This is a genomic window from Perlabentimonas gracilis, from assembly GCF_011174675.1.
Taxonomy (GTDB): domain Bacteria; phylum Bacteroidota; class Bacteroidia; order Bacteroidales; family Tenuifilaceae; genus Perlabentimonas; species Perlabentimonas gracilis.
In genome coordinates, this window is sequence record NZ_JAANIG010000001.1 from 261,140 (window position 1) to 273,881 (window position 12,742).

13 protein-coding genes are annotated in these 12,742 nt (G+C 44.7%); 8 read left to right on the forward strand and 5 right to left on the reverse strand.

The genetic code is table 11. The features are described 5' to 3' along the window. Positions 1-384 (forward strand): response regulator, encoded by a 384-nt coding sequence (locus tag G8O23_RS01005; RefSeq protein ID WP_166360805.1) that lies wholly within the window; start codon positions 1-3, stop codon positions 382-384. Positions 385-475: 91 nt separating this feature from the next. On the opposite strand, the gene G8O23_RS01010 is transcribed toward G8O23_RS01005, so the two are convergent. The 4 genes from G8O23_RS01010 to G8O23_RS01025 form a co-directional block, all read right to left on the reverse strand. Beyond that, complete coding sequence (locus tag G8O23_RS01010; protein WP_166360807.1) at positions 476-1,006, reverse strand: Spy/CpxP family protein refolding chaperone; 531 nt, start codon at positions 1,004-1,006, stop codon at positions 476-478. 69 nt (positions 1,007-1,075) lie between these two features. Continuing rightward, on the reverse strand, positions 1,076-1,612 hold the full coding sequence (locus G8O23_RS01015) for a Spy/CpxP family protein refolding chaperone (RefSeq protein WP_166360809.1): 537 nt from the start codon (positions 1,610-1,612) through the stop codon (positions 1,076-1,078). A gap of 10 nt (positions 1,613-1,622) precedes the next feature. Next, positions 1,623-2,063 carry an anti-sigma factor family protein gene (locus G8O23_RS01020; protein ID WP_166360811.1) on the reverse strand — a complete coding sequence of 147 codons (441 nt, stop codon included), beginning with the start codon at positions 2,061-2,063 and terminating at the stop codon, positions 1,623-1,625. Positions 2,064-2,125: 62 nt separating this feature from the next. Beyond that, on the reverse strand, positions 2,126-2,707 hold the full coding sequence (locus G8O23_RS01025) for an RNA polymerase sigma factor (protein ID WP_166360813.1): 582 nt from the start codon (positions 2,705-2,707) through the stop codon (positions 2,126-2,128). Positions 2,708-2,862: 155 nt separating this feature from the next. Between G8O23_RS01025 and G8O23_RS01030 the strand changes: the two genes are divergently transcribed. The 3 genes from G8O23_RS01030 (at position 2,863) to G8O23_RS01040 (ending at position 7,371) form a co-directional block, all read left to right on the forward strand. Beyond that, positions 2,863-3,624, forward strand: coding sequence for a CHASE3 domain-containing protein (locus G8O23_RS01030; RefSeq protein ID WP_166360815.1), 762 nt, complete (start codon positions 2,863-2,865; stop codon positions 3,622-3,624). 6 nt (positions 3,625-3,630) lie between these two features. Continuing rightward, the gene (locus tag G8O23_RS01035) at positions 3,631-5,070 is read left to right on the forward strand and encodes a TrkH family potassium uptake protein (protein ID WP_166360817.1); all 1,440 of its coding nucleotides are present in this window, start codon (positions 3,631-3,633) and stop codon (positions 5,068-5,070) included. Between the two features lie 414 nt (positions 5,071-5,484). Further along, complete coding sequence (locus G8O23_RS01040) at positions 5,485-7,371, forward strand: ABC-F family ATP-binding cassette domain-containing protein (RefSeq protein WP_166360819.1); 1,887 nt, start codon at positions 5,485-5,487, stop codon at positions 7,369-7,371. A gap of 415 nt (positions 7,372-7,786) precedes the next feature. On the opposite strand, the gene G8O23_RS01045 is transcribed toward G8O23_RS01040, so the two are convergent. Continuing rightward, positions 7,787-8,290: a hypothetical protein gene (locus G8O23_RS01045; protein ID WP_166360821.1), complete on the reverse strand. Its 504-nt coding sequence runs from the start codon at positions 8,288-8,290 to the stop codon at positions 7,787-7,789. 178 nt (positions 8,291-8,468) lie between these two features. Here G8O23_RS01045 and G8O23_RS01050 point away from each other — a divergent pair, with 178 nt between their 5' ends. From G8O23_RS01050 to G8O23_RS01065, 4 genes are all read left to right on the forward strand, one after another. Further along, the gene (locus tag G8O23_RS01050; protein WP_166360823.1) at positions 8,469-9,392 is read left to right on the forward strand and encodes a DUF362 domain-containing protein; all 924 of its coding nucleotides are present in this window, start codon (positions 8,469-8,471) and stop codon (positions 9,390-9,392) included. Between the two features lie 13 nt (positions 9,393-9,405). Beyond that, a complete protein-coding gene (locus G8O23_RS01055; protein ID WP_166360825.1) occupies positions 9,406-11,034 on the forward strand; it encodes a 4Fe-4S binding protein in 1,629 nt (542 codons plus the stop codon). A 46-nt stretch (positions 11,035-11,080) separates the two neighbouring features. Continuing rightward, positions 11,081-12,058, forward strand: a complete 978-nt coding sequence (locus tag G8O23_RS01060; protein ID WP_166360827.1) for an isoaspartyl peptidase/L-asparaginase family protein — start codon at positions 11,081-11,083, stop codon at positions 12,056-12,058. 65 nt (positions 12,059-12,123) lie between these two features. Continuing rightward, entirely contained in the window at positions 12,124-12,708 is a 585-nt protein-coding gene (locus G8O23_RS01065; protein ID WP_166360828.1) for a hypothetical protein, read from the forward strand. Positions 12,709-12,742 lie beyond the last annotated feature (34 nt).

A 12,742-nucleotide genomic window follows, 5' to 3' on the forward strand; every position in this document is an offset into this window, starting at 1 on the left:
ATGAGTAACCGGTTAAAACTTCTGTTTGTTGATGATGAGCCAATTAACCTGATGCTTTTTCAAACATGCTTTGGGGAGAGCTACCATGTAATTACTGCCGAATCGGGAGCTGAGGCTTTGAAGATACTTGCCGAAAATAGCGATATATCAGTTGTTTTTACCGATATGAAGATGCCTTGGATGAGCGGCGTTGAGTTTGCCCGTAAGGCAAAGCCTTTGTATCCTCGTATAGCGTTCTATATTCTTACGGGGTATGGGTTGTCCGAACTTATTCAGCAAGCAATAGACGATGGAGTGTTGAATGGGTGCTTATTCAAGCCTTTTGATATCGATGAGGTGGAGCAGGCTATTGTTGATGTTGTTAATGCCAACATTCGCAGCTAGTAGTACACTGCATTACCATAGAAACTACTAAACAAGAGACCCCATTGAAATGCTCAATGGGGTCTCTCTAACTCAACTCTAAACCATTGTTCTAGTACCTTCCGCGTCCACCACCACCCATGGTGCCTTTTCCGCGGCTCATTCTATTCGCCTTGCGTGCGTTAAACGCAACCCTTTGTTCGTCGGTTAGTAGTGATGCTACCTCGGCTCTATGGGCTGCACCTTTTTTCTGGATACTGGTGCGAAGCGCTCCCATCTCGTCGATAGTTTTGTTTATAGCATTCAAGTCTTGCTTATCGGCCGATTGAAGCGTACGAAGACGAGCGCGTTTCTCGTTTAACTCGTTGCGCAAGGGCGTTACCTCCTTCAGGTGCTGTGTGCGAAGATTGGTAATTTTGGCATCCTGCTCTTCGGTTAAATTCAATATGCACTGACCTGTACCTCTGTAGGGGCGATTGCCATAATTCATCATACCTTGCCCTTGAGCATTGTACATCATGCCTTGGCCATCGGCATTGCCACCTATTCTTTGTCCTTGTCCACGCTGAGCAATCGCATCGGTGTTGGTGAACATTAATCCAGCCATAAAGGCTACTGCTGCAATAAGACTAATCCTTTTCATAACTATTGTGTGTTTTGGTTTTACAAATTATTTGGTAATTATTAAGTTACATTAGCGCTAATGTTGAACCTATTCGTTGGTAGTTGTGCTTCGTCTGTGTTCCATTGGCTGCCTCCGTTCTCTGTGCAGCATTCGTTGGTTTTGTGGCATTGCTCTCCTAAATATCTTTTGTAAATTCTGATATTGTTCTGGCGAGCACACCTCGCGAAGCGTTACAAAGTGCTCAATGGTTGCCAGCTGCTGCTGCTCATGCAGATGGCCAATTTCTGCTGCCAAACTATCGAGTTTTACCCTGTTGGGGTTTTCGGCATCTAGCTCCTGCATAATCATTCTGTGGTGTGCCTGTATTGCTCTTCTAATTTCTAGGTTCTCTTCAAAATAACTTCTTCTTAGCTCTTCAAATACCGTTTCCTGTTCGGGCGTTAATCCTAGTTCTGTTGATATGCTCCTACCCAGGTTTGGCCTTTGCCTACTGAATCCCTCTCTTGCGCTAGAGTCTTGTGGCTTTGGTTGTTTGAGTGCTATGGTGCCAATGGTTGCAATGTTTAGTGCCACAAGCAGTATTACCGCTCCAACTAGCATCCTATTTTTTGTGAAAATATTCATGGCTCTCGCTTTAGTTGTTATCGTCTAAAATTTCGTAGGGCGAAAATACATCGCTAGGAAAATACTCGTCGGCAAGCTGTGTCCACTGATCTTGATTGTTGCCATTTGTGTCGGCCACTGAAGCATTGAATAGCGTGCCAATTGCAATGCCAAAGGCTATGCCTGCAGCTGCTAGGGTGGCTATTGCAGATCTTCGCATTGGGATCACGGGCACTTTTACCGATTGGTTGCTGGTCTGTAGCCTGTTCCATACTTTAGTAGCCAGATAAGGGTTAGGTTGATACTGCTCCTTTTCACCCTTTATGTCAATGTATATCTGCTTAAGGTTTTCAAGAGCAACTTGGCACTGCTCGCAGCTGGCTAGATGTTGCTCAACTCTGCTTTGCTGCTCTGTGTTGAGTTCTCCATCTAGGTAGCTTAGTAAGTTTATATTTGCCTCTTTGCACTTCATCTCGTTTTGCTCTTTAATGGTTTAGACACTGTTTATGGTTATAACTTGCGGTTAGGGGTGTATTATTTTTGCATTGCGCTTAAAATATGCTTCTGCAGATTTGCTTTGGCTCTAAAGAGCAACGACTCTACCGACGATAGGCTAACCTCCATAACATCTGCAATCTCTTTGTACGATAGGTCTTGGTACTTACTTAGAATAAATGCGATTCGCTGATTCTCGGGCAGCTTGTTTATCGACTCCTTAAGCATCATCTTGTTCTCACTGCGCTCAATATTGCTGTCGGGTCTTGTTCTGCTCTCATCTTCAATTTGAATGGGCTCTTCGTCGCTACTGCCCGATGTGAAAAAACTTTCGATGCTGCGGAATAGCCTCTCGCGTTTCTGTTTGCGTACAAAGTTCAGCGATTTGTTTACAGCAATTCTGTATATCCATGTCGATAGCTTGGCCTCCCTCCTGAAATCATTCAGCGACTCATAAACCTCAATAAACACCTCTTGGGCTATATCTTCGGCATCGGCGTACGAGTTTACAAACCCTTTGCACGTTTTTACTACAAGCTCTTGATATCTATCCACAAGCATAGCAAAAGCCTGTTGGCTATTGCGCTGTAGGATTTCCTCTATAAGCTCTTTGTCGGTCATTAAATCGATTTGATAAGAAAATTTACTACCTTTCTTATGCGTTTGACACACGCAATTTACAAAACTTGCGCCAGCATTCACATTCATTTTTTTTGATGCTTTAGGATATAATCATGCTTTACTTTATACATTTGTAGCTCAAAATTGTAAGCGTTATGGGTATTCGTACAAAGATTATGCTTGGGTTTATCATCCTGGGGTCGATGCTTTTCATCTCAGGTGCCATCTCCATTTTCGAGCTTACCAAGCTTGGCCGTTCCTTTAAGGGGCTTATATACGACAACTATCGGAGTATTGATTACTCTCGGAATATGCTCGATGCCCTGGAGAAGCAAGAGAGCGCATTACTGCTTTATGCCAATGGCGATTCAGCTGTGGCTGCCGAAAAGTTCTACAGAGCCCATAGCATAATTGTAGCCAATTTGGATAGCGCCTACTTGAACTTAAATCTAAAGGAAGAGGAAGCGTATGTCGACTCAGTTAGGGTTCACTACGCAGCTTTTATGTCGCTGGCCGAAAAATCATTCCAAAACCCCTGCTTTAACCTTAACGATTATCTCTCCAACGTGAGTGGCTATACTATGGCTGCCAGTGAGCATGTAAAAAATCTTATTACCATAAATCAGCAGGGGCTGTTTAATTCCGCAGCATTTCTCGAGACCAGTGCTCAAAGAGCATCTATGCCAGGATTAATAGTAATTATTACCAGCATTATTTTCACCTTGGTATTTACATTTTTGGTGCATCACTACTTTGTTGAACCTATAATAAAACTTACCAAGGGTATTAACGATTACGTTAAGTTTAGGAAACCTTTTGATGTTGTTCTCGAGACCAAGGATGAGTTTCATAGCCTGAAAGAGTCAATATTAAGCTTAATCGCATTGCAAAAGGCTGGAGCAAAAAAGTTGGAGTAGTACTATATGCGTCCACAAATTATTATACGATACATTGGTTTGGTACTACTGCTTAGCGCAGGGTTAATGTTTGTGTCTTTCCTGATCTCTGCATTTAATGGAGATTCTGGACAAATCCCTCTGCTACTTAGCGGTATACTTACTTCTTTAATGGGGGTATTCCCCATGATATTTGTTCCGCCATCAAACCAAATTACCCACAAGGAGGGGTATGTTATTGTGGTGCTTAGCTGGGTTCTCATTTGCTTCTTTGGTATGCTGCCCTATGCACTTTGGGGTGGCGAATTCTCGTTTGTTAACGCTTGGTTCGAGAGTGTGGCGGGCTTTACCACTACGGGTTCTACCATTTTAAATGATATTGAAGTGCTGCCCAAAGGACTTCTGTTCTGGCGATCGGCAACCCACTGGTTGGGCGGTATAGGTATTATCCTGTTTATGCTAATTATTGTACCTGCCCTAGGTAAAGCTCGTATGTCGCTATCGCGACTTGAGATGTCGCCATTGGCCAAGTCGAACTTTCATTACAAAACCAATAAAACATTAAGAGTTGTAATATTTGTATACCTTGGTTTAACCCTGGCCGAGACTATACTTTTGTATGTTTTTGGAATGGATTTGTTCGATGCGATAACCCACGCCTTTGGAACCGTTGCAACAGGAGGCTTTTCACCTAAGAATGCAAGTATTGGCTATTACAACAGCGTAGCCATTGAGGTTATCGTAATCGTCTTTATGTTTCTTGCCGGTATGCACTTTGGCCTGCTGTACGCTCTGTTCACATTTAAAGGGAACAAGTGGTACAAATCATCGGTCTTAAGGTTTTATGCTTTATCAATCATAATCGGGATTGTTTTCGTTTCCCTCAACACTTGGGGAAGTACTTACGAAACCTTTCCTGAGGCACTTCGGTTTGCTGCGTTTCAGGTGGTGTCAATTAGCACCACAACGGGTTATGGTACGTACGATACAACTCTATGGCCGCCCTTCTCCATCATGATTCTAATTTACTTCACCTTCCAATGTGCTTGTGCTGGCTCCACGGCAGGCGGTATTAAGGTCGACAGGGTAGTGATATTTTTGCAAACCCTTAAGCGACAAGTGCTGAAGCTACAGCATCCGCAGGCCGTTATACCTGTACGGGTCGATGGACAACCTGTTGATGATGAAACCGTAGACTCGGTTCTACTATTCATCGTATTGTACATTTTGATCCTTTTTCTGAATGGCTTGGCTCTTACAGCTATGGGTGTTGATATTACCACAGCCTTCTCTGCATCGGCTGCTACCATTAGTACGGTGGGGCCTGGTTTTGGCGAGGTTGGCTCGGCTTCAAACTATTCCTTTATTCCCGACTTGGGCAAGGTACTCCTAACCATAAATATGCTACTAGGGCGTTTGGAGATTTTTGGACTAATGCTGATTTTCTTCATGAAGTCATGGCGATAGAAAAATGTGCTACTGCGAGTCTTATGGTAATTTGCTAAGGGTCGAAAGTCTGAAAGTATGCCCTGAGTGGTACGCTGAGCTTGCCGAAGTGCTTGCCGAAGGGTCAAAAGTCTAAAAGTCGTATGTCGAAAGACTAAATTTACCGAAAACCGATTACCAACTACCGATCACCGACCACCGACCACCGATCACTAACTACCGATCACCGACAACCGATAACTGACAACTGATCTCGTCATCCAGCCAAATAACGGTTGACTTACGAGACAGGCAACTTCCAACTTCAACCCCCAACCTAACCAACCAGTATCTTCCACCAATAATGCAGTAGTGCCAAAAAACAACATTACTACTCAATTTTATCGCCTTGTGGTAGCGCAATTTAATGCTACTTTTGCATAAAAATATTTTTGTATGATTCCCTACCTTCAGGTCGAAGATATTAGCAAGTCGTTTGGCGATTTAGTTCTATTTCAAGATATTCGTTTTGCCGTAGGCAAAGATCAGCGCGTTGGCTTAATAGCCCGTAATGGCGCCGGCAAAACCACCTTGCTGAAAATAATCGCTGGTATAGAATCAAAAGACTCGGGAAGCATTGTTTGGCAGAACGATTTGCGGGTCGGCTACCTCGATCAGAATCCCATACTCGACACATCAAGGTCTATCATCGAGAACGTATTTGCCTCAGGCGACGAGAAAGGCGAAGCAATTTTTGCCTACCAACATGCCATGGCGTCACATTCAAAAAGTGAGATGCAGCATGCCCTTGAGTTGATGGATAAGCATAGCGCCTGGGATTTAGACGTGAAGGCAAGGCAAATTCTAACTCAGCTCAAAATTTCCAATCTCGAGCAGTCGGTTGGTACGCTTTCGGGAGGGCAGCAAAAGCGAGTAGCCCTTGCCGCTGCGCTAATCAACGAGCCCGATTTTCTAATTCTCGACGAGCCAACCAACCACCTCGATCTCGATATGGTGGAGTGGCTCGAGGATTTCCTCAAGAACAGCCGCATAACCCTGCTAATGGTTACTCACGACAGGTTTTTCCTTAATCGGGTTTGCACCGATATCATCGAACTCGATCAGAAGGAACTATTCTGGTACAAGGGTAACTATGCATACTACATTGAGAAACGACAGGAACGAATTGAAGCTCGTAGCGCCCAGGTAGAGAAAGCATCGAACCTATACCGCCGCGAGCTCGACTGGATGCGCCGATCACCCCCAGCCCGCACAACAAAAGCAAAGTATCGTATCGATGCCTTTTACGATTTGCGCTCAAAGGCTACCCAGCGATTTAGCAACAGCAATGTGCGCATAAATGTTGGAGCGGCTCGTTTGGGTAAAAAAATACTGGAGGCCAAAGGGCTAGAGAAATCGTTTGGCGATCTGGTTATTCTTAAAGATTTCTCCTACACCTTCAACCGCTTTGAGCGGTTGGGCATTGTGGGCGATAATGGTACGGGTAAGTCTACATTCCTGAATGTAATCACCCAGGCTATCCCAGCCGATAAGGGTGTTATAGAGGTGGGCGAAACCGTTGTGTTTGGATACTACCGCCAGGAGGGGATGAAAATCCGTGAGGATATGAAGGTAATAGATGTGGCGCGTGAGGTGGCCGAGGTGGTAACGCTGGGCGATGGCAAAACCCTGTCGGTGTCGCAATTTCTAAATATGTTTTTGTTTGCACCCGAGGTGCAGAATGCCTATGTGCATAAGCTTAGCGGGGGCGAAAAGCGTAGGCTCTATCTGCTTACCATCCTTATGCGTAGCCCCAACTTCCTAATTCTCGATGAGCCAACCAACGACCTAGATATTGAAACGCTTAACGTTTTGGAAACCTATCTGGAGAGTTTTCCCGGTGTTGTGCTGGCCGTATCGCATGATAGGCACTTCCTCGAGAAGGTGGTGGATGGGTTGCTTATCTTCGAGGGTAATGGTGATATTAGTGGATTCCCGGGCTCGTATACCGATTACTACGATTGGAAGAAGGAACAGCAGAAGCTGGAGCAGCAGGCGCAAAAGGCTGCTGAACCAAAGGCGAAACCAAAAGCAAAATCATCATCCGACTCAAAACCGCGCAAGCTTACCTATGCCGAGCGTAAGGAGATGGAAAAACTATCGGATGAGATTGAGAGCCTTGAGAATGAGAAGGCCGAGATAGAATCAGCAATAAATAGCGGGACGCTACCACACGATGAGTTGATAGGCCAGTCGAACCGTATTGCAGAATTAATCCATCTACTCGATACCAAGGGCGAGCGCTGGCTCGAGCTAATGGAGATAGATGAGAATGGGGGATAGGGGGGCTAGAGTTTAAAGTTCATAAAGTTTAAAGTCTGAAAGCCTGCCCTGAGTGGTACGCTGAGCTTGCCGAAGGGTCGAAAGTCAAAAGTCTAAAAGTCGTATGTCGAAAGACTAAATTTACCGAAAACCGATTACCAACTACCGATTACCAACTACCGATCACCAACCATCTCGTCATCGTGGCAAAAAACGCCACTCTTACGAGACAGGCCGATAACTGACAACTGACAACTGATTACTGTCCACCGATCACTAACTACCGATCACCGACAACCGATAACTGACAACTTACAACCCCTGCCTGAATGCCTGCCCGACTACCGTGGTCAGGCGGGCCTTCAAGGCAGGAAGGGACAATTAACATCTCTCGTCAAGCTTGCGATAGACGAGACAGGCGTCTTCCGACTTCCCCCTATCTCCTCCTAAACATCAACCCCAAGTAAACGCTAAACACAAGGGTTGTAGCTACCTGAATGGTAAGTGAGGTGGCGATAATGCTTTCGCCAGTTTTCAGGATTAAGGCCACTGCAATAAGCTTTGCCATATAGTAAATGGCCTTGCTGGCAACAATAGAACTGAGGATTGATACAAAAGCATTTTTGGTTCTGCCCAGGATAAAGTAGAAAAGCCATACATTCAGCACCAGCTCGCCCGAAATAAGCAGCATCTTGTAAAATACGGGGTGTGCCGAAACTAGGTAGCTGAATATGGGGAGGGTAAGGGCAATGATGTAGGCATTCCGCTTGGTGGTGTGCACCAGCGCAAGGATAAGCGCAATACGCATAGGTTCTATAAGGTACAGCGGAAAGCTGAGCATATGCGAGATGGTTGGCACAAGGTAAATGAATGCCAACGCCAGAATATCGAATACAATGTAGCCAATTGTTCTTTTGGAGGTTAACTGTAGTGTTGCCATAGCATTATAATTTTAATGGTTATATTTTTTGATGATGATATCAATGTTCAGCTTAATGTAGTATAATGCAAATATATGCTATTTGTGTGTTTTTCGTATCTTTAATGCCAAATATCGGTTAAGCTATAATTCAAAATTACTATCAAAACTATATAAATCAACAAAACACCAGAGGAGTATGAAGCGTAGAGATTTTTTGAAGAAAGGATTAGGTGCTGGGCTAATGGCTGGTGCCTTTCTAAAGGTGAATGGCGCGGGAACTTTGGCAGGAGCCAACAAGCCAAATCCTGCTAAACCCTACGATTTGGTCGCAGTTATGGGCGGCGAACCCGCTCAAATGTTCGATAAGGCCATAGCTGCTATGGGCGGAATAGGTAAGTTTGTTAAGGCTGGGCAAACGGTAGTGGTGAAACCAAATATTGGTTGGGATACCCCCGAGGAGCTAGGAGCCAACACAAATCCAGGTTTGGTAGCACGTATTGTTGAGCAATGCCTTAAGGCCGGTGCAAAGGATGTGTTCGTATTCGACAATACTTGCGATACTTGGAATAGGTGCTATGCCAACAGTGGTATTGAGGATGCTGTCAAGAATGCTGGAGGAAAAATGGTGCCGGGCAATACCGAGAACTACTACAAATTGGTGTCAATCCCCAATGGCAAAAGGCTTAAGGAAGCAAAGGTGCATGAGCTTATTTTAAATTCCGATGTATTTATCAATGTGCCCGTGCTAAAGCATCATAGCTCTGCAAAAGTCACCATAGCCCTAAAGAATCTAATGGGCATTGTATGGGATAGGCGCTTTTGGCACAGGAACGATTTGCACCAGTGCATTGCCGACTTTGGCACCTGGCGTAAACCCGACCTTAACATTGTTGATGCCTACCGTGTAATGACTCGTAATGGCCCCCGAGGGGTAAGCCAAGCCGATTTGGTTATGAAAAGGTCTCTTATCATCTCCACCGATATGGTTGCCGCCGATGCTGCCGCTTCACGAATATTTGGAGAGGAGCCTTCCGAGATTGGCCATATTAAGATAGCCCATGAAATGGGAGTGGGCAATATGAATCTCGACGAGCTAAATATTGAACGTTTAAGAGTTTAACACCCTTTGTAATATGCTTAAAACAGTTTCGCTTCGTTGGGTACGCAGAATTGTTGCCCTGACCTACTTTATTGTATTTGCATTTGCTTTTATCGATTTTTCCAACACCCTTTCGCCAGGTTTTATAAACTGGTTCTTGTACCCTCAGTTCACCCCCTCGTTGCTAAAGTTTATAAAGGTTGGAGGCATTGTAGCAACTGGGTTTGTTGCAGTTATACTTTTAACTCTCCTTTTTGGGCGGGTGTACTGTTCGGCCATTTGTCCCCTTGGGATTTTTCAGGATATTGTTGCACGTATCAGGCTAAAGAGGGTTCGATACAAGTTTCTGAAGCCATGGAATATAATTCGCTATACAACCCTTGCATTGGTGGTGATTCTTGCCTTAGCAGGTTCATTGTTCCTGCTGAATATGCTCGACCCGTATAGCTTTACAGGTCGCATCTTTTCCGATTTGGTTCGCCCAATATACTATGGTGCAAATAATTTGCTGGTGCGTTTTTTAGGCACTTTCAATAGCTACGCTTTGCATCATGTCGAGTATAGAGGGATGCCATGGCAAGGATTGCTGGTAACCGCTTCGCTTACTCTAATCCTTGTGGTTGCCGCTTGGCGCTGGGGACGTATCAATTGCAACTCTTTTTGTCCCGTAGGTGCATTGCTTAGCTTGTTGTCACGATTCTCAATCTTCAAACTTGCTATCGATGAGAACGCTTGTACTGCGTGTGGTAGGTGTTCGCGCGAGTGCAAGGCCAGCTGTATCGATATTAAGAGCCGATCGCTCGATTTTTCACGATGCGTTGCCTGCTACAACTGTATCGATAGCTGCAAGGAGGGAGGCATTGGGTATAAGTATGCCTATGCAAAGAAGACCGTGGATCCTATCCAGCAGGTAGATTCATCGCGCCGTGGCTTTATTGCTACTTTCACAGGTATGATGGTGGGGGCAACCCTTTTGGGAAAATCTCTAACAGCATTGGCGCAAGGAAAAGGGAAAGGAGGGGGCCGCGGAAGAGGTAGAGGTAATCAAGCCGACAGTAACGATGTCTCCCAAGAGTCAACAGCAGGTCACAGGCCCAATAGCCGCTTGGCACCGGTAACACCTCCAGGTTCATATAGCCAAAAAGATTTCCTGAATGCCTGCACTGCCTGTCACTTATGCGTTACCGTTTGCCCAACCCATGTAATTCAACCATCAATAAAGGAGTACGGTTTCTTTGGCTTGCTGCAACCTCATATGGACTACCATTCGGGTTTTTGCAATTTCGAGTGTACTTTATGTGGTGATGTTTGCCCCACTGGGGCAATTCGCCCGTTGGAGTTGGAGACCAAGAAGCGTGCGCAAATAGGTAAGGTTAAGTTTCACTTAGGCAATTGTATTGTTCGGGTCGATAGAACCGATTGCGGTGCGTGCTCGGAGCACTGTCCTACCAAGGCGGTTTACATGGTTCCATGGCAGGGATTGCTTCTGCCCGAGGTGAATGAGGATATTTGCATAGGATGTGGTGCTTGCGAGTACGCCTGCCCAACTACACCCTACAAAGCTATATACGTTAACGGAAATGTTGAGCATCAGGTAGCCGATTTGCCCGAGGATATGGATGATGGGCCACGAGAGTGGGATGCCGATGACTTTCCTTTTTAAACACAGCCATTTATAAACCTTTTAAATCATATTTAAAAAAGTAATTATGAAGGCTAAACAACTATTCTATACCCTTGCGTTGGGTGTGTTCCTCTTTTCAGCATGCAATCCTGCGTCAGATAAGAAAGTAAACGAATGGGCAATCGCTCTGCATGGAGGGGCAGGAGCCATGAGTCCGGAGAACTATACTCCAGAGCAAATTCAACAGTACGAGGCAGAACTAACAGCTGCCATTGAACTTGGAGCAGAAATTTTAAAGCAGGGTGGAACAAGCCTCGATGCCGTTGAGCAGGTTGTGCGTTATTTAGAAGATTGCCCACTATTCAATGCCGGTCGAGGTGCTGTGTTTACCAACGATGGAAAGAACGAGCTGGATGCCGCCATCATGAACGGAGCCGATCTGCAGGCTGGTGCAGTGGCGGGCGTTGGCGATATTAAAAATCCCATAACGGCTGCCCGAATGGTGATGGAGAAATCGGAGCATGTACTCATGGTTGGTAAGGGAGCATCGCTTTTTGCTTCGCAAAATGGTGCCGAGGTGATTGATAGTTCCTACTTTTATACCGAAAGGAGTTACCGTGCCTTACAGCGTGCCCTTGAGCGCGACAAGAAGATGGGAACCGTAGGATGTGTTGCCCTCGATAAGCATGGGAATCTTGCCGCAGCAACATCAACCGGTGGAATGACCAATAAGCGCTATGGCAGGGTGGGCGATGTACCCATTATTGGCGCCGGCACCTATGCCAACAACAACACTTGCGCTGTGTCGGCCACAGGCCATGGCGAGTACTTTATTCGCTACACCGTGGCGCATGATATATCTGCACTGATGGAGTACAAAGGATTATCGTTGGCTAAAGCGGCCGATGAGGTGATACACAAAAAACTCGAAGAGGTTGATGGCCGTGGCGGAATTATTTCTGTCGACAAGTGGGGCAATGTGCACCTCTCATTCAATACATCTGGTATGTTTAGAGCGTTTGCAACCTCTGGTGGCGATAGGGGGGTTAATATTTTCAATTAAATATAATTACGTTTAAGCATTTTTTCGTATATTAGCATAACATAAACCCTTTAATTCTTAAAGTTATGAAAAAACTTGATTTTGCTGAAACGTTAAAAGATGCTTTTGCCATTGGCATTAAAAACTTTTTTTCCTTACTCGGTTGTGTTGTGTTGTGGCTGTTAACTATTTGGATACCCTATGTTAACGTGGGAACAACTATTGCAATTTCAACATTGCCAGCAGCCTTAAGTAAGGGAACTATTCTTTCTCCTCTTGAAATATTTAACAAGAAGTATTTCAAATTTATGGGTGAGTATTTCTTAGTTACAGGCCTTCGGTTTCTTATCATTTTACCTGCTAGTATTTTTTTATTCATTCCAGCTATTGTATTGTCGTTATCGTATATCCTATCAACATTGTTAGTTGTTGATAAGGGTAAAGGAGCATCAGAGGCTTTAAGGCTTAGTAATTCATTAACATATGGTAATAAATGGGCGATCTTCTTTGCTCAACTTGTTCTTGGGTTGATATTTGCCTTGCTTTTCTTCATTGGATTTAAAGTATCTATGATTTTGGTTATTATTTTTGCGCTAATTGCTATGCCCATTTCATTAGGGCTGCTTGCTAGTATATATAAGCAATTAGCTGTAGATGTTCAAGAGGAGTAAATTTAAAAAAAGGGGCAGAGCCCCTTTTTTTTTG

Coding starts and splice junctions, on each gene's coding strand:
- G8O23_RS01050 (WP_166360823.1), top strand. CDS start 8,469: ATGAAGCGTAGAGATTTTTTGAAGAAAGGATTAGGTGCTGGGCTAATG.
- G8O23_RS01030 (WP_166360815.1), top strand. CDS start 2,863: ATGGGTATTCGTACAAAGATTATGCTTGGGTTTATCATCCTGGGGTCG.
- G8O23_RS01015 (WP_166360809.1), bottom strand. CDS start 1,612: ATGAATATTTTCACAAAAAATAGGATGCTAGTTGGAGCGGTAATACTG.
- G8O23_RS01020 (WP_166360811.1), bottom strand. CDS start 2,063: ATGAAGTGCAAAGAGGCAAATATAAACTTACTAAGCTACCTAGATGGA.
- G8O23_RS01040 (WP_166360819.1), top strand. CDS start 5,485: ATGATTCCCTACCTTCAGGTCGAAGATATTAGCAAGTCGTTTGGCGAT.
- G8O23_RS01005 (WP_166360805.1), top strand. CDS start 1: ATGAGTAACCGGTTAAAACTTCTGTTTGTTGATGATGAGCCAATTAAC.
- G8O23_RS01010 (WP_166360807.1), bottom strand. CDS start 1,006: ATGAAAAGGATTAGTCTTATTGCAGCAGTAGCCTTTATGGCTGGATTA.
- G8O23_RS01065 (WP_166360828.1), top strand. CDS start 12,124: ATGAAAAAACTTGATTTTGCTGAAACGTTAAAAGATGCTTTTGCCATT.
- G8O23_RS01025 (WP_166360813.1), bottom strand. CDS start 2,707: ATGACCGACAAAGAGCTTATAGAGGAAATCCTACAGCGCAATAGCCAA.
- G8O23_RS01060 (WP_166360827.1), top strand. CDS start 11,081: ATGAAGGCTAAACAACTATTCTATACCCTTGCGTTGGGTGTGTTCCTC.
- G8O23_RS01055 (WP_166360825.1), top strand. CDS start 9,406: ATGCTTAAAACAGTTTCGCTTCGTTGGGTACGCAGAATTGTTGCCCTG.
- G8O23_RS01045 (WP_166360821.1), bottom strand. CDS start 8,290: ATGGCAACACTACAGTTAACCTCCAAAAGAACAATTGGCTACATTGTA.
- G8O23_RS01035 (WP_166360817.1), top strand. CDS start 3,631: ATGCGTCCACAAATTATTATACGATACATTGGTTTGGTACTACTGCTT.